Annotated in this window: 21 protein-coding genes; 15 read left to right on the top strand and 6 right to left on the bottom strand. The window is 40.3% G+C overall.

The genetic code is table 11. From position 1 onward, the window contains the following. The first annotated feature begins 80 nt into the window (after positions 1 to 80). A complete protein-coding gene (locus tag H9X96_RS00485) occupies positions 81 to 1235 on the top strand; it encodes an MFS transporter (RefSeq protein WP_187664393.1) in 1155 nt (384 codons plus the stop codon). Positions 1236 to 1595: 360 nt separating this feature from the next. On the opposite strand, the gene H9X96_RS00480 is transcribed toward H9X96_RS00485, so the two are convergent. Further along, complete coding sequence (locus H9X96_RS00480; protein WP_187664392.1) at positions 1596 to 1994, bottom strand: YtxH domain-containing protein; 399 nt, start codon at positions 1992 to 1994, stop codon at positions 1596 to 1598. 186 nt (positions 1995 to 2180) lie between these two features. Here H9X96_RS00480 and H9X96_RS00475 point away from each other — a divergent pair, with 186 nt between their 5' ends. The 4 genes from H9X96_RS00475 to H9X96_RS00460 all read left to right on the top strand — a co-directional run bounded on the left by H9X96_RS00475 (position 2181) and on the right by H9X96_RS00460 (position 6239). Further along, positions 2181 to 3341, top strand: coding sequence for an MFS transporter (locus tag H9X96_RS00475; RefSeq protein ID WP_187664391.1), 1161 nt, complete (start codon positions 2181 to 2183; stop codon positions 3339 to 3341). A gap of 7 nt (positions 3342 to 3348) precedes the next feature. Then, the gene (locus tag H9X96_RS23035) at positions 3349 to 3519 is read left to right on the top strand and encodes a DUF1572 family protein (RefSeq protein WP_187664988.1); all 171 of its coding nucleotides are present in this window, start codon (positions 3349 to 3351) and stop codon (positions 3517 to 3519) included. A gap of 135 nt (positions 3520 to 3654) precedes the next feature. Continuing rightward, the gene (locus H9X96_RS00465; protein WP_187664390.1) at positions 3655 to 6027 is read left to right on the top strand and encodes an ABC transporter permease; all 2373 of its coding nucleotides are present in this window, start codon (positions 3655 to 3657) and stop codon (positions 6025 to 6027) included. Between the two features lie 65 nt (positions 6028 to 6092). Next, positions 6093 to 6239: a hypothetical protein gene (locus tag H9X96_RS00460; protein WP_187664389.1), complete on the top strand. Its 147-nt coding sequence runs from the start codon at positions 6093 to 6095 to the stop codon at positions 6237 to 6239. Here the strand turns inward: H9X96_RS00460 and H9X96_RS00455 are convergent. Genes H9X96_RS00455 through H9X96_RS22765 form a run of 3 tightly spaced genes read right to left on the bottom strand, consistent with a single transcriptional unit; the run spans position 6236 to position 7630 of the window. Next, positions 6236 to 7135: a dihydrodipicolinate synthase family protein gene (locus H9X96_RS00455; protein ID WP_187664388.1), complete on the bottom strand. Its 900-nt coding sequence runs from the start codon at positions 7133 to 7135 to the stop codon at positions 6236 to 6238. The genes H9X96_RS00460 and H9X96_RS00455 overlap by 4 nt on opposite strands. Before the next feature lie 30 nt (positions 7136 to 7165). Beyond that, positions 7166 to 7342 carry a cupin domain-containing protein gene (locus tag H9X96_RS22770; RefSeq protein WP_370576705.1) on the bottom strand — a complete coding sequence of 59 codons (177 nt, stop codon included), beginning with the start codon at positions 7340 to 7342 and terminating at the stop codon, positions 7166 to 7168. Next, complete coding sequence (locus tag H9X96_RS22765; protein ID WP_255430938.1) at positions 7343 to 7630, bottom strand: hypothetical protein; 288 nt, start codon at positions 7628 to 7630, stop codon at positions 7343 to 7345. It abuts the gene before it with no gap. A 106-nt stretch (positions 7631 to 7736) separates the two neighbouring features. On the opposite strand from H9X96_RS22765, the gene H9X96_RS00445 reads away from it, so the two are divergent. After that, positions 7737 to 9215 carry a PLP-dependent aminotransferase family protein gene (locus H9X96_RS00445; protein WP_187664387.1) on the top strand — a complete coding sequence of 493 codons (1479 nt, stop codon included), beginning with the start codon at positions 7737 to 7739 and terminating at the stop codon, positions 9213 to 9215. A gap of 6 nt (positions 9216 to 9221) precedes the next feature. Here the strand turns inward: H9X96_RS00445 and H9X96_RS00440 are convergent, their stop codons facing one another. Then, positions 9222 to 9659, bottom strand: coding sequence for a DUF3995 domain-containing protein (locus tag H9X96_RS00440; protein ID WP_187664386.1), 438 nt, complete (start codon positions 9657 to 9659; stop codon positions 9222 to 9224). A gap of 221 nt (positions 9660 to 9880) precedes the next feature. Here H9X96_RS00440 and H9X96_RS00435 point away from each other — a divergent pair, with 221 nt between their 5' ends. The 8 genes from H9X96_RS00435 to H9X96_RS00400 all read left to right on the top strand — a co-directional run bounded on the left by H9X96_RS00435 (position 9881) and on the right by H9X96_RS00400 (position 19508). Continuing rightward, entirely contained in the window at positions 9881 to 10546 is a 666-nt protein-coding gene (locus H9X96_RS00435) for a class I SAM-dependent methyltransferase (protein ID WP_187664385.1), read from the top strand. Positions 10547 to 10675: 129 nt separating this feature from the next. Beyond that, a complete protein-coding gene (locus tag H9X96_RS00430) occupies positions 10676 to 11467 on the top strand; it encodes a DUF3050 domain-containing protein (protein WP_187664384.1) in 792 nt (263 codons plus the stop codon). Between the two features lie 193 nt (positions 11468 to 11660). Further along, on the top strand, positions 11661 to 12059 hold the full coding sequence (locus H9X96_RS00425) for a BlaI/MecI/CopY family transcriptional regulator (RefSeq protein ID WP_187664383.1): 399 nt from the start codon (positions 11661 to 11663) through the stop codon (positions 12057 to 12059). Positions 12060 to 12121: 62 nt separating this feature from the next. Continuing rightward, positions 12122 to 13873 carry a M56 family metallopeptidase gene (locus H9X96_RS00420; protein ID WP_187664382.1) on the top strand — a complete coding sequence of 584 codons (1752 nt, stop codon included), beginning with the start codon at positions 12122 to 12124 and terminating at the stop codon, positions 13871 to 13873. 73 nt (positions 13874 to 13946) lie between these two features. Then, positions 13947 to 16424: a TonB-dependent receptor gene (locus tag H9X96_RS00415; protein WP_187664381.1), complete on the top strand. Its 2478-nt coding sequence runs from the start codon at positions 13947 to 13949 to the stop codon at positions 16422 to 16424. A 49-nt stretch (positions 16425 to 16473) separates the two neighbouring features. Then, positions 16474 to 16860 (top strand): DUF4440 domain-containing protein, encoded by a 387-nt coding sequence (locus tag H9X96_RS00410; RefSeq protein ID WP_187664380.1) that lies wholly within the window; start codon positions 16474 to 16476, stop codon positions 16858 to 16860. Positions 16861 to 16954: 94 nt separating this feature from the next. Then, complete coding sequence (locus tag H9X96_RS00405; protein ID WP_187664987.1) at positions 16955 to 17338, top strand: (deoxy)nucleoside triphosphate pyrophosphohydrolase; 384 nt, start codon at positions 16955 to 16957, stop codon at positions 17336 to 17338. Positions 17339 to 17372: 34 nt separating this feature from the next. Then, entirely contained in the window at positions 17373 to 19508 is a 2136-nt protein-coding gene (locus H9X96_RS00400; RefSeq protein ID WP_370576686.1) for a prolyl oligopeptidase family protein, read from the top strand. Positions 19509 to 19569: 61 nt separating this feature from the next. Here the strand turns inward: H9X96_RS00400 and H9X96_RS00395 are convergent, their stop codons facing one another. Continuing rightward, positions 19570 to 20052 carry a redoxin domain-containing protein gene (locus H9X96_RS00395; RefSeq protein WP_187664379.1) on the bottom strand — a complete coding sequence of 161 codons (483 nt, stop codon included), beginning with the start codon at positions 20050 to 20052 and terminating at the stop codon, positions 19570 to 19572. A gap of 106 nt (positions 20053 to 20158) precedes the next feature. Here H9X96_RS00395 and lspA point away from each other — a divergent pair, with 106 nt between their 5' ends. Then, positions 20159 to 20683 (top strand): signal peptidase II, encoded by a 525-nt coding sequence (lspA, locus tag H9X96_RS00390; RefSeq protein ID WP_187664378.1) that lies wholly within the window; start codon positions 20159 to 20161, stop codon positions 20681 to 20683. The last annotated feature ends 128 nt before the right edge of the window (positions 20684 to 20811 follow it).

The following is a 20811-nucleotide window of genomic DNA, read 5'->3' as shown; positions in this document are numbered from 1 at the left end:
TCGTAATTCGAATTCTGCCTTTGAAATAGGAGGAATCGTAAAAAATGATTGCTTACTTTTGTTCAATAATTCTTCGGCCAATGATTTCTAAGCAAAAACATCGTTTCTTTTTAAGTCTTTTCTTTTTCATCTCCGGTTTTAGTTTCGCGACCTGGGCATCAAGAATTCCAACGATTAAGATGGCATTTGATCTGAATGAAGCGGAGCTGGGCAGTATTTTATTGGCTTTACCGATTGGTTCATTATTGGGATTGCCCATCTCTGGCTGGTTAATTTCCCGATTCAATAGTAAGGTGCCATTGGCAGGAGGATACGCGTTAAATGCTTTTTCCCTGGCTTTAATTGGCTTTGCACACACCATTTATAGCCTGGTAGGCGCGGTAATTCTATTCGCTTTCACCACCAGGATTTTCAATATTTCCGTAAATACACAAGCCTTAACCTTGCAGAAGCAATTTGAGCAGAAAATTATAGGATCTTTTCATGGCTACTGGAGCATCGGTGGAATTGCTGGAATCGCACTTTCTACCGCTTTACTAGCTTTGAACGTATCTATTCAGCTCCATTTCAGTATTGTAGCGGTTATTATGCTGGGAATTACCTTGTATGCTTATCAATTCCTGCTTAGCGGCGACCGTGCTAAAACCGGTAATAAACTCATACTGAGTAAACCCGACCCGTATATTTTTTATCTGGGAGTTGTGGTGTTCTTGTGTGCAATTTGCGAAGGCGGGATGTTTGATTGGTCTGGAATCTACTTTCAGGAAGTGATTAAAGTGGAAATTTTTACTTATGGCTATCTGATCTTTATGACCTTCATGGCAGCATCCAGGTTTTTATCAGACATCATCATTGGTAAAATTGGAATGCCAAAAACATACATCATGAGTGCCGCATTTATCGTTTCAGGGATTAGTCTGGCCATTATCTTTCCGGTTTTCTGGACTGCAATGATTGGATTCTCTTTAGTAGGATTTGGTACGGCATCCATTATTCCAATGTCTTATGCATTGGCTGGTGCCTCAAAAAAATATTCTCCAGGCATGGCCATCTCTATTATTGCCACTTACTCCATCACAGGAATGCTGTTGGGCCCTCCATTGATCGGTTATCTGGCCCATGCTTTTAACCTCAGGGTTTCCTTTATCATTTTTGCCTTATGTGGATTGATGCTGATTCCGATTACTAGGATGTTTTTTAACCACCAGAAAATCATTGATAAAGCAGGCGCCTAGTGCTGAAAATTAATGATTGATTTTGATATCCAAGTGGTTAAAGGCAAGCTATAGTCTCTTGGCGATAGGAAGATTGCACATTATAATGACTTCGATATACATGATCCAAAAGGAATACTTAAATCAATTGCTAAGGTTTGGATTAAGTATTATAATGCTTTCGATAGCAACGATAGGTTTGGTGACATCAAATCGATCAAGGCCGGTGTAAGGATCTAGTAAATATGGTGAAAGCTGGAAGAGAGCTTGGTAACATTCCGGAATCTGCTTCAATTCAGGGCAGGCCCAAATAGCAAAAGCCCCTTACCTTACAGCGTAAGAAACGGGCTTTTGAAGAAAATGAAAGAAAAGGGGGGTGAATTAACTATTCAGCACTTTTTCCGCTGTGTGTTTTGCATCGGATTCCAGATCCTGTGCTTTTGATTTTACTTGGTCTATAACGTCACCAACTGCATTCAAGGCTTCTTTTGATTTTGTTTTCGCTTTGTCCACTGCTTGATCCTTCAATTCAGCCAATTGGTCTGCTTCTGATAACACTTTACTCTTAACCAGGTGTAACTTGTCTTTTGCAGCATCAGAAAGATCCTTTGCTTTATCAGCTATTTTCGTTCTGGTGTCTGCACCTCTATTTGGTGCAAACAATACACCTATTACTGCTCCGATTGCTAATCCTGCTAATAGTCCAACTACCGGCAAAGTTGAATCAGTTTTATGAGCGGTTAATGAAGAAAGTGCTTTACGATAATTATTGTATTTCATGGGATTAGGTTTTGTGGTTATCTCTAAATGGATGATAACCTGTGTGGTATACCAACAAGTGGTTTTCCAAAGTGTTTGAAAAAAAACAAATTAACCGGTTTCTATTTGACAGAATGAAGACGAAATAAAGCAAATGATTTAGTTAATTTTGCGTCGTGTATTTATTACACTAACTTACAGTTGATTATGAAGAAAAGCTTACTTACTTTAACCCTTGGCGGACTTGGAATTGGCATTACAGAATTTGTGATGATGGGCCTCTTGCCTGATATTGCCAAAGATTTAGCCATTACCATCCCGCAGGCTGGACATTTGATCTCTGCTTACGCCTTAGGGGTAGTGGTAGGTGCACCGCTTTTAGTGGCTATTGCTGGAAGTTATCCTCCTAAAAAGATCCTGATCGCCTTGATGGTGATGTTTACTGCCTTTAACGCCTTATCTGCTTTTTCTCCGGATTATACCATGATGCTTGCTGCACGTTTTCTTGCCGGACTTCCTCATGGGGCATTCTTTGGCGTAGGATCTGTAGTGGCCAGCCGTATTGCTGGAAAAGGTAAAGAAGCTCAGGCCGTTTCCTTAATGTTTGCCGGTTTAACCATCGCCAACGTAGTTGGAGTGCCGCTTGGAACTTATATTGGTCACCATTATTCCTGGAGATACACTTTTGTCATCATCGTAATTGTGGGCTTAATTACACTGTTGAGCTTGAAATTATGGATGCCTAACCTTTCTGCAACTAAGGATAGAGACCTGAAAAAAGAATTGGCATTTTTCAAGCTTCCTGAAGCTTGGTTGATTATTTTGATGATTGCGATCGGTACAGGCGGATTGTTCTCCTGGTACAGCTATATTGCTCCACTGCTCACCGATGTTTCTGGCTTTTCCGCAGATTCCATTACTTATATCCTGGTACTTGCCGGTTTAGGGATGCTGGTGGGTAACTTTATTGGTGGTAAACTGGCAGATCGCTTCTCCCCAGCGAAAGCTTCAGTTTCGCTGTTGATTGCAATGGCAATTTCTTTATTTATCGTTCATTATGTTTCTTATAATCAGACGCTTTCTTTGGTGATGACTTTTATTACCGGTGCAATTGCTTTTGCTGTAGCTGCTCCAATACAGATGCTGATGATCAATACGGCTAAAGGTTCTGAAATGATTGCCGCTTCGGTAAGTCAGGCCAGTTTCAATATTGGAAATGCGCTAGGTGCCTTTTTAGGAGGTTTACCTCTGGCCGCAGGATATGATTATACTTCTCCAGTCTGGGTAGGGACAGTGATGGCTTTGACAGGCGCTATATTTGCCTGGCTGCTGATCTCAAGAACTAAAAGATTGTCTTTAGCACAGTAATATTTAGCTGAAACACTCCGTAATAGCGGCCGTAAATCGCCAGCTGGCACATTCTTCTTACCATATCGGACAGATGGTGTTCATAGGTAAAATGCTGCGTGATGCAGATTGGCACGCTTTATCGATTCCGAAAGGCAAATCAGCAGAGCATAATGCAAAAATGAGGAAAGGTCAATAGGTATTGTCCGTTTTTGAACAGTAAGCTGTCCGCTTACGGACAGCTATTCCCATAAAACTGTGTATTTTAGGTTTTTCTAAGCTATTTAGCAACTGGCATATAGATTGGCTATCACCTACAAAAATACCTGTCATTATGTTTAGACATCATCTTTTACTGATCTACCGGAATTTCAAAAGATATAAAAGCTCGTTTTTAATTAACCTGCTGGGGCTTACCGCCGGCCTTTGCTGTGCCTTATTGATTTACCTCTGGGTAATGGATGAATTGCGCATGGATAGGTTTCATGCCCATACTGATCAGCTGTATCAGGTCATGGAAAATGAAAAAACCGCCTACGGAATCAATACCAGAGATGCAACTGCCGGTTTGCTAGGGGAAGCTCTGGCTAAAGACATGCCTGAAGTAGAAGGGGCAGTCACCACTTCACCTAATTTTTGGTTAGCAGAAAGTAAAGTAAATACTGGAAATAATCCAGGAATAAAAGCAGGCGGTAAATTTGTCGGAAAAGATTTTCTAAAACTCTTTTCCTATCCATTAGTTGCAGGCAATTCCACAGAGGCGCTGGAAGGGAACAATAGTATTGTAATTTCTGAAAGCCTGGCAAAAAAACTATTCCAGACTACAGATGTGATTGGAAAAGAGATGGTTTGGAATAATTCTGAAATAAAAGGCGATAACCATGTCTTGATCTCTGGCGTTTTTAAGGACATTTCTGCCAATTCCTCAGAACATTTTGATTTTCTGGTGACTTTGGATGTGCTGTTTAAAGGAGGTACCTATTTGAGATGGCAAAACCTTGGACCTAATACTTTTCTCCTATTGAAAAAAGGAACTGATCCTCGACAGTTTGCGGCCAAGATTGAAGATTTTATGGCCAAAAAGGGCCATCCCTATAGAAGGCTGTTTATCAGGCCCGCTGCTGATGCTTACTTGTTTGGAAGGTATGAAAATGGTGTGGTTGCCGGTGGAAGGATTGATTATGTGAAGTTATTCTCACTGATTGCTATTTTCATTCTAGTGATCGCCTGTATCAACTTTATGAACTTATCTACAGCCAAAGCCTCAAGAAGAATGAAGGAGGTGGGGATTAAAAAGGTGATGGGTGCCAATCGTAAGTCATTGATTTTTCAATATTTATCCGAATCTGTGCTGTTGACCACATTGTCATTATTTCTTGCCTTGCTTTGTGTAGAACTCTTTCTACCGCAATTCAATAGCATTACCGGGAAAAGCTTAAGTCTTCATTTCGATTTAAAAATGATCGGTATTTTATTGGGGATTGTCTTATTTACTGGATTGTTTTCAGGAAGTTATCCCGCTTTATATTTGTCTGGGTTTAATCCTGCAGCCGCATTAAAAGGCAAGCTCGGTGCCACCATGGCCGAATTGTGGACGCGTAAAGGTCTGGTTGTTTTTCAATTTACGCTTTCAGTGATTCTTATTGTTTCCGTTTTTGTCATCTATAAACAGATTGAATTTGTACAGACCCGCAATCCTGGGTACCAGAAAGACAATGTGATGTACTTTGAAACAGAAGGAAGGTTGCAGGATAACATCAGTTCTTTCCTAACCGAGGTTAGAAAGGTGCCAGGTGTCATTAAAGCGGGTGGAATGGATCGAACCTTTTTGGGAGACCAGAGTGGCACAACAGGTAGTTTTAAATGGGAAGGGATGGATCCAAAAGAAGTCTTTAAATTCCAGAAAGGAAGAATTGGTATCGATATGGTGGAAGCATTGGGTATGAAAATGGCCTTGGGAAGGAGTTTTTCTGATAAATTTGGTGCAGACAGTTCAAAAGTCCTAGTGAACGAAGCCGCCATAAAAGTGATGAAGCTTAAAGATCCAATTGGTAAAACATTTGGCATCTGGGGAGAAGACTTTCAGATCATAGGCGTGATCAAGGATTTTAATTATGAATCTATGCACCAGGAAGTGAAGCCCTTGTTTTTTAAATATGCAGAGAAAGACTTGACCCGGGTCATGATCAAGATGAAGGCTGGATTAGAAAAAGAAACAATTGCAGGAATTCAGGACTTCTATAAAAAATTTAATCCGGGTTATACTCTAAACTATAGGTTTCTGGATCAGGACTTTCAGGAACAATATGTGGCAGAAACCAGGGTAGCAATATTGTCCAGGTATTTCTCCGCCTTAGCCATGATAATTTCATGCCTTGGTTTGTTCGGATTGGCCACTTTTACTGCCGAACGACGATTGAAAGAGATTGGCATAAGGAAGGTATTGGGTGCTTCAGAAGCAAGTATCATCATGATCTTATCTAAGGATTTTACCAAACCAGTCATTGCAGCTATCCTGATTGGCCTGCCAATTAGCTATATCATGACCAAATATTGGTTAAATACCTTTGCTTATCGAATAGAATTACAGCTTTGGTATTTCGTAGCTGCAGGAGTATTGGCTTTATTTATTTCCTGGATAACCGTAGCCATCCAGGCAGTTAAAGCAGCCACAGTGAATCCGATTCAATGTATCAAAGCAGACTGATAAAATTGACAAATTGCTTATATTTGAATGCTATATGGTAATTGATGCCCCATAGCATTCAAACCATGCCAGAAATACTCCTCATCTGTGTCTTTCTAATTCCCATCATCTCTCTGATCGTTTTGTTTTTTTTGGACGATAAAGGAACGAAAGATACAGGTTATGAACTGGCAGATCATTTTCGTGGAAGAGAAAAGGAAGCAATTAATTAAAGGCTTTTAGTCACCAGTTTGCAGCCTTCCAATAAGCCTTTCAATTCCTCAATTTCTGCTGTTGAAAGGGGTTTTAAAGGTGCCCTGAGTTCCCCTGCTGCTTCGCCGAGTAATTCCAGTCCGGCTTTTACGGCTCTAGGTAATCCTTTTGCCAGCAAGAATTTTAAAAGATCTAATTGCTGGTAAAATAATTCCTGTGACCGCCTTAAATCATTCCGCATGATGGCTTCATATAAAGCAATGTTCAATTCTGGAATCAGGTTGCTTGCTGCAGTGGAGCAACCAATGGCTCCAGCGGAAAATGCGCCTAATGCCAGTGGATTCGAACCATTGAAAAAAGGTAAAGCCTCTCCAAGTTCTTTACGTAGGGTATGCATTCGCTGAAGATCTCCGGAACTTTCCTTTATCATGGTCACATTTGGAATCTCTAACAGCTTTTTTAATAGTGAGGGCGACATATCTACACCTCCGGTAGCCGGGTTATTGTACGCCATTATCGGAATAGAAATCGCATTTGCTACTGCTTCGTAATGCTCAAAAATCTCTTTGTCACTTAGTTTCCAATAGCTCATTGGTAAAATCATAACCGCTTCTGTACCTGCTTTTTCGGCAAACTTCGCATGGTAAATGGTTCTTTCAGTGGTGAGATTGGAGACACCCGTCAGCACAGGAACTCTTCCGGCAACGTGTTGGATGGTGGCCTCGGTAAGCGCTTCTTTTTCTTCATCGTTAAGGTAAGGCATGACCCCTGTGCTGCCAAGGGGGGCAATGGCATGTACGCCAGCCAGAATCATCCGCTCTATTAGTTTCTTGAAAAGAGGGAGGTCAATTTGTTCCCGCTGATTAAATGGAGTGATGGGGTAGGCAATGATGCCTTTAAATATGGATTTCTGCATGGGATTGTGTTTTAATTGTTTTTTTTATGATTAATCTCGTCCTTCTTCTTCGCGAAGTGCTACGCCTAAATGCTGCAGCTGCGGCGCATTTTCGCAGGCAATGTATTTTGCCGGGTTTTTGTCGCTCTTATTCTGGTGCCTATGCCAGGCCCAGACTGGAATGTAAACAGCGTCTCCGGCCTGCCATTCCACTTTTTCTCCTTCGATCTATGTGTAACCTTCTCCTTCAATGACAAGAAGAACAGTTTCGTAAGTGTGACGGTGTTTATTGGTCAGCTGACCCGGTAATAATCTGCCAATGGTCATGCTCACATTTTTTGTGGGCAGGTCTATGAAAAATACCGGATGTTTTCTTTCTAAGGAAAACTGATCATGAACGCCTGCCTGTTCCACATTTTTATGAATGAATTTCTTAGGACGCTGGTAATTTGGACGGGCAAAAGTTTGATGGAAATCTTTTGATGATAAGGGCTTGTTGATTTCTGTTGTACTCATAATTTTTGATTTAATGATGAATTAGATGAAAGGTTAATTCCTTTTTGATACTGCAAAATTTGTCTATTTTTGGCGGACTAAAATCATCCAGTTTTTATTGAAACGAATGGGCCAGATGCTAAGACCTTGGAAAACGATATTGAATATAGAGTTGGGAACAGAGAAAGCTGTTTTTCAGCAGATTGCTGATGGTGTGATTGCCGAAATCCTAAATGGAAGGTTAAAAGCCGGGATGTCATTGCCTGGAAGCAGAATTCTGGCGGAGGACATTAGCGTCAATAGAAAAACCGTCGTCTTAGCCTATGAGCAATTGATTGCGGAAGGCTGGTTGGAAACTGTTTACAAAAAAGGAACCTTTGTTTCAGGAAAACTCCCTAAGCAAAAAGTCGGGCGTAAACAAAGAAATGAGGACAGTATTTCTGCTTTGAAAAATTTCTCTTTTACTGCATATCATAGGGGAAGCCCAGCAGAGGTTCTCAGTGAGGTACCTTTAATCGTTTTTAATGACGGTTTACCCGATGTTAAATTGGCACCATTGGATGAGCTCGCCAGGGCTTATAAAAGGATTTTTCAGCAGAAAGCACGTTGGCGTATGCTAGGCTATGCAAACGAAAGAGGGGAGGAGCGACTTCGCAGCGCGATATCTTCAATGCTGAGTATGGATCGGGCCTTGAGTTTTAATCAGAGCCAGATTTGTATCACCAGAGGAAGCCAAATGGCACTTTATCTAACCGCCCAGGTGTTGTTGAAAGCCGGAGATTTTGTAGCCATAGAAAATCCTGGATATAGACCTGCATTTGATGTATTTCAGCATGCAGGTGCCACCGTGATTCCTGTTGGACTGGATGAGCAAGGCATTAACGTACGGCAATTGGAGGAGATCTGTAAGTTACAGCCGATAAAAGCAGTGTATGTGACGCCGCATCATCAATTTCCTACCACGAGAAGTATGAAGGCCGATCGCCGTTTGCAGCTGCTCAACCTCTCTAACCATTATGGTTTTGCGATTGTGGAAGATGATTATGACCATGATTATCATTTTGGATCAAGGAGTTTACAGCCCTTAGCAAGCTATTCCGTTGCGCATAATGTTATTTATATCAGTTCTTTAAGTAAGCTGATCGCGCCTGCAGTAAGGATAGGTTATGTGGCCGGACCGGAAGCGTTTATCGATTCTTTGGCGGCATTAAGGATGACGATTGATCGTCAGGGAGATCCGGTAATGGAAAATGCAGTCGCCGAATTGATGGAAGAGGGTCTGGTAAATAAGCATGCCAAACGGGCATTGGGAATTTATAGGGAACGAAGAACAATGATGGCCAAATACCTGGACCTATACATGAAGGGGCTGGCAGATTATGAACTTCCTGAAGGTGGACTCGCCTTTTGGCTGGTTTTTAAACAACCTGTAAATACCATTCAATTGGCAGAACAGTTGTTGAAAAATGGGGTACAGGTGATTTCTACAGAAAGGTTTTCCTTTGACGAGCAGCCCTTGAACGCGCTGCGACTGGGTTATGCCTCTTTGGGAGCCGAAGAAATGGAACGCGGCATTAGATTGATGGCCGCTTTATTAATTAAATAACCAAGCTTATTTACCACAAGACATCAGTGGAATGGATAAACTAAAAAGTGAAATCAATAAACACAAAGGAATATAAGTTCTAGTGTCTTCTTTTGCAAAACCAGTTCCTTTCACACTTTTCATCATTCCAATATATTTGAAATCACCAATGGCGCGTAATGAAAAGATTCCAGCAATAAAATACGTAGCAATATGGATATAGTTCATTGGAATAAAACGACCGATCGCTCCGGTATTGGCTACGGTAATGAAGGCGAAAATGATAAGTCCAAGTCCCACGATTAAGGTTCCTGCTTTGCTCGGTTGTAAGGCTCTTTCGCCGCTGCTGCACACTGGAAGTGCATTTTCCAATGCCCAGGTACCGCCAAACGCCCAATAAATATGTAAAAATGCCAGGAAAAGAAAAATCATTGCATTGATTGCAACCAGGAAAAACATCATCATAGTTATAGTTAAAAAGGGTCGCAATATCGCAATACTTTCGGTTTTCATCCTATAGAAGGAAGAAATATATTTTCAGTTTTTTTTCGATGGTCTAGAAATATTCATTTTCATAGAAATCCTGAGGGCTGCTTTATTTCCTGCTGGCTATTTTATATCTTGTAAACCGAATCTGGTATTAAAGGAATTTCTTTTGATATATTCGATTTTAAAATAGCTCAATTATGGAAAACACATGGAATGAAGACGATTTGAAGGCAGTTGGCAGTCAGTTGAGTTCACCAAATGGTGAAGCTGGAAAGAAAACCGGAGAACGTATGGCTGTTTCAAATGAAAATATGATCAAGCGGACTATTGATGCCATGAAACTGGCTGATCAGCAGCAGGTATTGGAAATAGGTCCTGGCAATGCGAGTCACCTACCAATGCTGATGGCACAGGCTAAGGGGCTTCAGTATACAGGAATCGATATTTCTGAAACCATGATTGAGGAGGCAAGCCGGATCAATCAGAAATTGCTTAAAAGCGGTGCAGCTACTTTTTTATTATCAGATGGTGTGCATATTGATTTTCCTCCCCATAATTTTCATAAAATATTTACGGTGAATACGCTGTACTTTTGGAAAAACCCTAAAGCCTATGCTACGGAAATCTATAAAGCGCTGAAACCAGGAGGTTATTTTTGTATAGGTTTTGCCGATAAAAATTTCATGGAACAGTTACCGTTTACGAAATGGGATTTTCAATTGTATGATACGCAGATGGTGAGAGATTTGCTGGAAGAGGTAGGTTTTGAAGTGATCAAAGTATGGGAAGAGAAAGAACAGGTTACAAATAATATAGGTATGGAGGTGAAAAGAGACATCATTGTGATCACCGCTGGGAAGTAAATTCTGACTTTTAGCACCCACAGGGGTAATTCTCAATGGAAATCCGTACTATTGTCATATTAAAATAAGTTCCTGTCGGCCACTGATATTCCATCGTAATGAATGTATACATTTGCATTTTTTACGACCATGGAAAACACAACAAACACTACCCTGGAAAGAATTCAGGAGCATATTGAGCCCCTAAGACAGGAGATCATTCAGCATAAAGTATATGGTGTTATCAACGACCTGGAAGATTTAAGGATCTTTATGGAGTACCATATTTATGCAGTTTGGGATTTTATGTCCCTTTTAAAAGCCTTACAAATTAACCTGACCTGTACCAGTATTCCATGGTTTCCGGTAGGTTCTGGAAATACCCGTGCTTTAATCAATGAAATTGTAGCGGGTGAAGAATCCGATGTTGACGCTGAAGGTATTAAAAAGAGCCATTTTGAAATGTATCTGGATGCCATGCAGCAATGCGGTGCGGATACCAAGCCTATCGCTTTATTTCTGGATGCTTTAAAATCTGGAGAAACGATGAATGCAGCTTATCAGGCAGCAGGAACTCCAGTTGAAGCCAGGGATTTTGTTGACTTTACCTTTCAGGTGATTCGTGAACAACAAGCGCATATTCAGGCAAGTACTTTCACCTTTGGCAGGGAAGACTTGATTCCAAATATGTTTTTAACGATGGTTAACGACCTTAATCAGAAGTTTCCAGATCAGATTTCCCTATTTAAATATTACTTAGATAGACATATAGAAGTGGATGGAGATCACCATAGTCATCTTTCCCTGGAAATGACGGCTGAGCTTTGTGGTGATCATGAAGCCCATTGGCTGGCTGCAGAAGAAATGAGTATGGAGTCTTTGAGAAAAAGAATCAGACTTTGGGACGGTGCTTATCAGGCCATCATGAGCCGCAAAGCTTAATTTATAAATAAAAGCTTCATTCAAATAATATTAACGGAGGACTATAGTCTTCCGTTTTTTTTTGCCCTATTTTTTCCATTGAAATCCATCATAAAATGCGTTCTATCCTAACTGAGCGTTTAGCAAAGTGAGCTGAAAAATAAATAATCATCCTAATCCTTGTTTCGTACGAAATCTTTCCTACCTTTAATTTATGGAAAGGAATCACCAAAAAAACATCAAACCAATAGAGCCAACAAAAGCAGAATTAGAGATCCTGCAGGTACTATGGGAGCAAGGCCCCAGTACTGTTCGTTTGGTCAATGATAAATTAAATGAATTTCGGGAGGTCAATTATACTTCTACCTTGAAACTGATGCAGATTATGGCGGAAAAAGGAATCTTAACCCGTGATGAAAGTCAGATGAAACACGTGTACCATGTTGCGGAAAAAGAACAGACCACCAAGGATTTTCTCCTAGACCGGTTTATTGATACGATGTACAACGGCTCAGCTGGTAGACTGATGATGCAATTGATGGGAAATAAGAAAACTTCAAAAGCAGATCTGGAAGCAATCAAAACCTTACTGACTCAATTGGAAGAAAAATAAAATACCAGCGAAATATTCTATCTAAGATTAAAATACATACGCCCACCTAAAGAACCACAGGCATGGAAAGCATCATATTTAAAACCCTATTACATTCCCTTTGGCAGGGCATGATCCTTGCTCTCCTCACTGCAGCAGTGCTGGTTTTTACACATAAATCCAGTGCCAGGGTACGGTATAACCTGTTGATTTCTTGTTTGATCTTGTTTTCAGTAAGTGTTTTTGGCAGCTTTATCTATGAATGGCAAGCTGCAGACGCGAGGGTTGATACTGGAGTAGCTGCCACTGCGGGTCGACTTGTAAATGCTTTTCCATGGTCCTCGGATACTTTACCTGCGCAAAATAGCATAGGTAATGATTCCATTGCTGCGGTACAGCAACCTTGGGTATGGCTGCAGCAGGGGCTATCTTTCTTTAATTCCTATGCCACCACAATTGTATTGCTTTGGCTTTCAGTGATCGCTGCTAAAAGTGTGCAGTTGTTTGCAGGATTATATAGTATCAAAAGAATACGCCATACTAAAATCATTTCAGCAGCACCGTATTGGGAGAATCGGGTACAGCAACTGGCCATACAATTTGGTATTTACAAAATGGTGGGCATTGTACAGTCGGCATTGGTGAATGTTCCAATGGTGGTGGGGTATTTTAAACCCTTGATTTTAATCCCTGTCGGCTTACTAAACAACCTTTCAACAGCAGAGGTTGATGCGATCTTATGTCATGAGCTGGCCCATGTAAAAAGAAGAGATTACCTGGTGAATATCCTTCAAAGCTTTATGGAATTGCTGTTTTTCTTTAACCCAGCAGTTTCCTGGCTGAGTGGATTGATCAGAGAAGAAAGAGAAAGCTGCTGTGATGATCTGGCCGTTTTGAATACAAATAATAATAAAGCAGGCTATATCAGTGCATTGGTTTGCTGTGAAGAGTTTCAAATGAATAAACCCGTCTATGCAATGGCGATTTCAGGGGACTCGAATCAATTGGTAAAACGGGTAAAGAGAATGGTTTCCAATGACCATCCTACTTTAAATAAAACGGAGAAAAGCATACTGGGAGTTTCAGTATTGGCGGTCGTTATCTTTAGCATGGCATTTTCTTCGGTACTGAAAAAGCCGGTTCATAAGTCTATGCAGGAAGCGTCTAAAAGCAAGACGCTTCAGGAAGCTGAAAAAGAAGTACCAGCCTATCAAAAGGTGATATCTGCTGTTGAAAATGGGGTGCTGAACGTTGAACATCTAGTGAAAGGTGCCGAAAAAGGGGCTTTAGAAACGGAAAATGCGATAGCCCAAACTGAAGAGTTCCTCTCTGATGCGGAGCAACGCTGGTCTCCGGCTGATCAGAAAAGGGATGCTGCAAATAAGGCAAGGTATGACGCAAATGAGGCTGAATTAACAGCGAATCAATACAGACTTGATGCCAATAAAGAAGAAATAGCAGCTGATCAGATCAAAGCTGAACATGAAAAAATCTGGCTTGAACATGAAAAAATCAGGATTCAAGATGAAAAACGCAGTGTGGCCAGCAAAAAGGCAAAATCTGAAGCTGCAAAATCAACCATTACTAGAAAGTTTGTGTCCGATAATTCGACTTCCACTCGATATGATGATAAAACACCCGACTATATTTTAAAGGACCTGGTTAAAGATCGTTTGGTAAGGCCGAATGACAAGCTTTCCTTTGAAATCAGTCAGGATAATTTTCTTTTAAATAATGAAAAACTTCCCGAAGAAGTTCGAAAACGTTATGAAAAGAAATACCTGAAAAGTGCGGATTGGATCATTTCCTATAAACAGGAATATGAATCAAAGTAGCGGGAGTGAATATTCAATTAATCTGTTATAGCGGGCTGTAAAACAGCTTTTCTACAATTTAATTTTTAAATAAATGAAAATATTGATCGCGGTTATTCTGACCGCATGGCTGAGTACAGCCCAAATTTTAGCGTTTTCTCAAGCTCCAGCTGCAGCCAAACTAACAGGCACTGGCCGAATTTCTGGGAAAATACTAAACGATAAGAATGTGCCTTTTGATCTGGCAACAGTGGCCTTGTTTAACGTACAAGACAGCAGCCTGATGAAAAGCACATTTACAGAACAGGATGGTAAGTTTTCTTTTGAACAAATGCCAAAAGGGAGTTATCAATTGAGAATCTCAGCAACGGGTTATCAAAACCTCCAGAGCACAGTGGTGATTTTGCAGGAGAACAATTCAAATGTTATACTTCCGGCATTTATCCTTTTGGGGGCTACCAAAGACCTGAAAGAGGTTGCCATTGTTGGAAAAAAAACCTTTATTGAGCGTAAAATTGATCGAACCGTAGTGAATGTAGATGCTTTAATTGCCAACGCAGGTACTACCGCTTTGGATGTACTGGAGAAATCACCAGGGGTAATGGTAGATCAGAATGGTGTGATTAGTTTAAAAGGAAAACAAGGGGTGGCGATATTTATCGATGGGAAACCCAGTTATTTATCGGGCGCAGACCTGGAAAATTACCTGAAGTCCCTGCCATCGTCTTCATTGGATCAGATTGAGCTGATGACGAATCCTCCTGCAAAGTATGATGCTGCGGGAAAAGGTGGAGTGATCAACATTAAAACCCGTAAAAGTAACCAAGGAGGCTGGAATGGAGGATTAAATTTGGGGTATACGCAAGGGGAATTGCCTAGAAGTAACCATAGTTTTAATATGAACTATCGAAAGGATAAGTTTAATTTTTTTGCTAATCTGAGTCAGAATTATCAAAATAACTTCACTGATCTGGATTTATTCCGAAGGTATAGAAATGAGGATGGCAGTACTAAGTCTTTCTTCGAACAAAACAGTTATATCCGTAGAAAGGCCAATACTTTAAATGGAAAAATTGGGATGGACTATTACCAATCTGAGAAAACAACCTGGGGGCTGGTGGTTACTGGCATGAACAGATCTGGAAACCAAACGACAGATAATGTAAGTCAGCTTTTAAATGCCGGAAGGGCATTAGATTCGGTGGTTAAAGCACTCAGCAAAGAAAAAGAAAACTTTAAGAATCTGGGTTTTAACCTGAATTATCGTCATGATTTTGATAAAAATGGCCAGCAAATTGCCTTGGATGCCGATTACCTGGTGTACAATACGAATAACCGTCAGCAGATCTTTAATTCTTCTTACCTGCCTGATCAAAGTTTGAAATCTCAAGATATCCTTCATGGAGCGTTACCCGCTAACATTAAAATATATTCCCTGAAAGCAGATTATACAAAGCAACTTAAAAACAATTGGAAAATAGATGCGGGCTTAAAATCAAGTTATACCAAAACGGATAATGTGGGGGATTACAGTTACACTATTGGCGATATCACCCGCCCAGATTATCAAAAGAGCAACCATTTTATTTATAAGGAGAACATCAACTCCGGTTACATGAACCTGAGCAGAGAAAGTGGGAAATGGTCGATACAATTCGGATTAAGGGCAGAAAATACCAATTCTGATGGCCATCAACTGGGCAATCCCTTGAAACCAGATTCTGCTTTCAATAGAAACTATACCAGTCTTTTTCCTACAGCCTACTTGTCTTATAAACTGGATACTTTAGGAAATAACCAGATTGGTTTAAATTATGGAAGAAGAATAGATCGTCCTTATTTTCAAGATCTGAATCCGTTTATTTCTCCACTGGATAAGTTCACTTATTATGAAGGTAATCCTTTTCTTAATCCCTCTTTTACCAATAGTATTGAGCTTTCTCATACCTTCAAAAATAAAGTGACTACCGCTTTGAGTTATAGTGATTCGAAAGATGAAGTGAATGAAACTATAGAGATTCGGGATGGGATTTATTACAGCAGGCCTGGAAATATTGGCAGGAAGATCGTGAAAAGCCTGAGCGTAAATTCAGGTTTGGATTTGTTCCCGTGGCTTTCCTGGCAGTTTTATGGTGAATTGACCAATATTAATGCAAAAAGTAATGATTTTTACAGTGGTGCCCTGCACACAAAGGGTACTTTCTTTTTCACAAAGAGTAGTTTTCAATTTAAAATAGGAGAAAGCTGGACGGCAGAATGCAGTGGATCTTACAGTTCTAAAATCACCGATGTACAGTTTGTGATAGGGGAAATGTATATGTTTAATGCAGGCCTGCAAAAAAAACTGTCTCCGAGTTCAACGATTAAAATCAATGGTAATGACCTCTTTTATACGAAGATTGTCAACGGAAAAATTAATAATCTGGCTGCTGTAGAAGCGGGCTGGCGTAATCGTTCAGATTCCAGAAATGTGGTGCTTAGTTATAGCTATCGTTTTGGAAAGACCTTTTCCGACTTAAAAAAACATAAAAATACCGGAGCAGAAGCGGAACAGAATAGAGTGAAAAATTAATATTTTTACCATCTTAGCGGTTCAACAAACAAGACGAAGCTAATTTTTTATGAGTTCAGTATCATTTTTTAAAAGACAAGAAGAAGAAGCCATCCGCTTATCCAGGATGGATTCAAATATGGCCATCTCTAACCAGGATGTTGCAGAAGTTGCTAAATATTGGATGGATGATATCGTGGTAATCTCCGGCGAAGGCGGACAATATTTAGGTAAAACAAAATTGCTGAAAGCCTGGAAAGAAATGTTTGCGAGCAAACCGCCATTATTTGAACGCATTCCTTCGTCCATTGTGATCGGTGACAGTGGGATTTTAGCCTGGGAAACCGGAGCCTGGAGCTATAAAACAGAACCCTTTAGAGGTAATTATTCCGCCATGTGGCGCAAAATTAATGGGGTATGGTTGACACAGTCCGAACTTTTTGTTTCTTTGGACTAAACCTATAAATCACTATTTAAATTAAAATCCCGCTGATCTTCTTTTAAAATGGAGGATCAGCGGGATTTTTTTTATAAATAAATTATCTTCGGTGATGATTGAAGTTTGCTGTGCAATTATTGTAAATGAAGAGGGACAGGTTTTGGTCACTCAGCGAAGTGCTATGATGTCTATGCCCATGAAAATGGAGTTCCCAGGTGGTAAAATAGAGCCTGGTGAAACTGCGGAAGATTGCCTGGTCAGGGAAATAGAAGAGGAGCTGGACTTAACCGTCGAGATTATTTCCCGGCAGCCTGCTTCAGCGCATCATTATACAGATTTTTCTATTCTCCTGCTTCCTTTTGTTTGTCGAATTGTTGCTGGAACCATACGTTTAAGAGAGCATGCGGCCTATGCTTGGATGGCGCCCTCAGATTTACTAAATTGCGATTGGGCCGAAGCTGATGTACCCGTTGTTCAGCAGTATCTGGCCATTTAAAAGCAGCATCACCATTAAAGAACAAATAAAAATTATGAAAAACTCAGGCAAAGGGTTCATCTTTCTCGCCGTTATGCTTCCATTCGTTGCGGAAGCCCAGCTGAGTAATCCCCAACAAAAAACTATGATTTACCCTGAAACAAAACAAGAAAACGTAAAAGGCACCTATTTTGGGACTACTGTAGCTGATCCTTACCGTTGGCTGGAAGACGACCGCTCGGAAGAGACCAAGCTATGGGTGGAAGCTCAGAATGCGGTGACTAAAGCTTATCTGGCGAAGATCCCTTATCGAAATGACATTAGAGAACGCCTGAAAAAGCTGATGAATTATGAAAAGTATTCTCAGCCATTTAAAGAAGGGGGCTACACTTATTATTATAAGAATACAGGCTTACAAAACCAGAGTGTGCTATATCGTCAGAAAGAAGGTGGAGCACCAGAAGTTTTTCTTGATCCGAATACTTTTTCAAAGGATGCAACCAGCTCAATGGCCGGGATCAGCTTTTCAAAAGATGGGAGTATGGTGGCCTACCAGGTGTCGGACGGTGGTTCGGACTGGACCAGGGTGATCGTATTGAAAGCAAATGATAAATCTGTAGTTGGTGAAACTTTGACGGATGTGAAGTTTTCTGGAATTGCCTGGCAAGGAAATACAGGATTTTACTATAGCAGTTATGATAAACCTGCAGAAGGCAGTCAGTTGTCTGGATTGACGCAGTACCATAAGCTGTTTTACCACAAATTGGGGACTGCCCAAAAAGACGATCAGCTCATCTTTGGCGGCGATAAAACTCCCAGACGTTATATTGGCGCTGGTTTAACGGAAGATCAGCATTATCTGATCATTTCTGCCGCAAACTCTACCTCTGGTAATGAGTTGTACATCAAAGACCTGAAAACAAAAGACGGAAAGATTGTTCCTGTGGTTACTAATTTTGATAAAAACCACAGTATCATTGATAACATTGGCAGCAAGTTATTCATCTATACCAATCTGAATGCACCTAATGGCCGTGTGGTGACCGTAGATGCTGCGCAGCCTGGCGTTGAAAACTGGAAAGAGCTGATTAAAGAAACAGAAAACGTATTGAATGCTTCCACCGGCGGCGGAAAGCTTTTCGCCGATTACATCAAAGATGCAGTATCGATGGTGCTGCAATATGATATGAATGGCAAGCTGGAACATGAAATCAAGCTTCCTGGACTTGGTACAGCTGGTGGTTTTGGCAGCAAAAAAGAAGATAAAGAATTATATTATACCTTCACTTCTTATGTCTATCCTGCAACCATCTTTAAATACTCAGTAGAGACTGGTAAATCGGAAGTTTACAAGAAATCAGGAGTGGATTTTGATCCTTCAAATTATGAGTCTAAGCAAGTGTTTTATCCCTCAAAAGATGGGACAAAAGTGCCAATGATCCTGACTTATAAAAAAGGAATCGTGCTGGATGGTAAAAATCCTACTGTTTTATACGGATATGGTGGCTTTAACATTAGTTTAACGCCGGCATTTAGTACAGCTAATATTGTTTTGATGGAGCAGGGTGGTATTTATGCCGTAGCGAACCTGCGCGGAGGTGGTGAATATGGAGAGAAATGGCACCTCGCAGGTACAAAAATGCAGAAGCAAAATGTGTTTGATGATTTTATTGCTGCAGGAGAATACCTGATTGCCAATAAATATACTTCAAAAGATTACCTGGCCAGTATGGGTGGTTCAAATGGTGGTTTGCTCGTTGGTACTACACTGGCACAGCGCCCTGATTTGTTCAAAGTAGCTTTCCCTGCTGTAGGCGTAATGGATATGCTGCGTTACCATAAATTTACAGCAGGAGCAGGCTGGAATTACGACTATGGTACGGCAGAGGACTCGAAAGAAATGTTTGAATATTTGTATAAATACTCGCCGGTTCATGCTTTAAAACCAGGTGTTAAATATCCAGCAACGCTCGTTACCACTGCGGATCATGACGATCGTGTGGTTCCTGCACACTCTTTTAAATTTGCAGCTACCTTGCAAAAGGATCAGGCGGGTGATGCACCTGTTTTAATCAGCATACAGACTAATGCAGGTCATGGTGCAGGGAAACCAACCGATAAAGCGATTGAAGAAATAGCCGATAGATGGTCTTTCTTATTTTACAACATGGGGATTAATTATAAAAAATAAACCCGGTAGATAAAAAAATGTCCGATCATTAGCTATTGATCGGGCATTTTTTTTGAACTCTTTATTTCATCAGGCTAAGGAATTTGGGTAGATCCTTTTCATTGCTGGAAAATAAGATCAGTTTTTTATCTGGTCCGTACAGGTATAAAGAAGGGTATTGTTTTGGATGAAATAATGGGATGAAAACATAATCCTTGTCTTGTAAGGTCGTTACGTTTTTCATCGTTTTTAAAGGTTTGGCAAAAGTATCGACGAAATAATTAATGGAACGGAAGACATCCTGTGAAATCATATAAAAGTTGACATTTGACAATTCCTTGGTGTTTTTACTCAGGTTTCCGGCTACCTTCTGACAATGTTCACAGGTCGCATCAAAAAACATGATCAGTGATTTTTTTCCTCCTGGAATCTGATCAGTAGAAAAAGTTGTGCCATTTTCTTTATAAAAAACAGCTTTAGGGAGCTTTGATCCTGGTGCCAGGCCTTGGGCAAATGCGCCAATTGAAAATGAAACGAATAGCAGGGAAAAGAAAAATGATTTCATAACGTCTTTTTATAGATTAATATTGGCAATATCGCGTTCTCATCTGAGGAATGTGTCATTTGAATTCAAAAATACAATTCCTATATTTATCAATTGAGGTGCCAAAATGGAAAAAAGAAAATTTAGTGGTCTGGCGGGAAAGGTGCTGATCTTAGTCATTATACTATTGAATGTCGGTTGCGATCAGATGAGCAAGTCTATCGTAAGAGAACGGGTAGATTACTATGAAAATATAAAGGTTTTCAGTAATTACGTGACCCTGACTAAAGTGGAGAACTCTGGTGCTTTCTTAAGCATGGGGGATGCCCTGCATTCCGGAATAAAATTTGTTTTCTTACTGCTGCTGCCAGTTGCCGTATTAATGGCTGGTCTTTATTTTGTCATGACCAGGAAAGACCTGAGCCCGGTATTGGTATTCGGTATTTGCTGTGTGATTGGTGGTGGGATAGGTAATTTGTACGACAGGATCATTTATGGCGCTGTTACCGATTTTCTTCATATAGATTTTATTGTATTCCAGACCGGTATTTTTAATGCAGCTGACCTATCTATTATGGCTGGGATGTCATTGATCATTTTCGATTCATTTCATAAAAGAAAAATCGGGTCTAAACTTGATCCTCAGGCTTAGCATCGCATGCTTTTATAGACGTTATTATTTTCGTTATTATCGGCTAAAATTAAAATAATTACGTTTTAATACTTGTTTAGGTACTAAAAAGCAGGGTGCTCTTGCTTAATTTGATCTACTGATGAATT

This window comes from Pedobacter sp. N36a (assembly GCF_014472395.1).
Classification (GTDB): Bacteria; Bacteroidota; Bacteroidia; order Sphingobacteriales; family Sphingobacteriaceae; genus Pedobacter.
The sequence above is the reverse complement of the archived record's forward strand: the minus strand, read 5'-3'. Positions and strand labels throughout refer to the sequence as shown.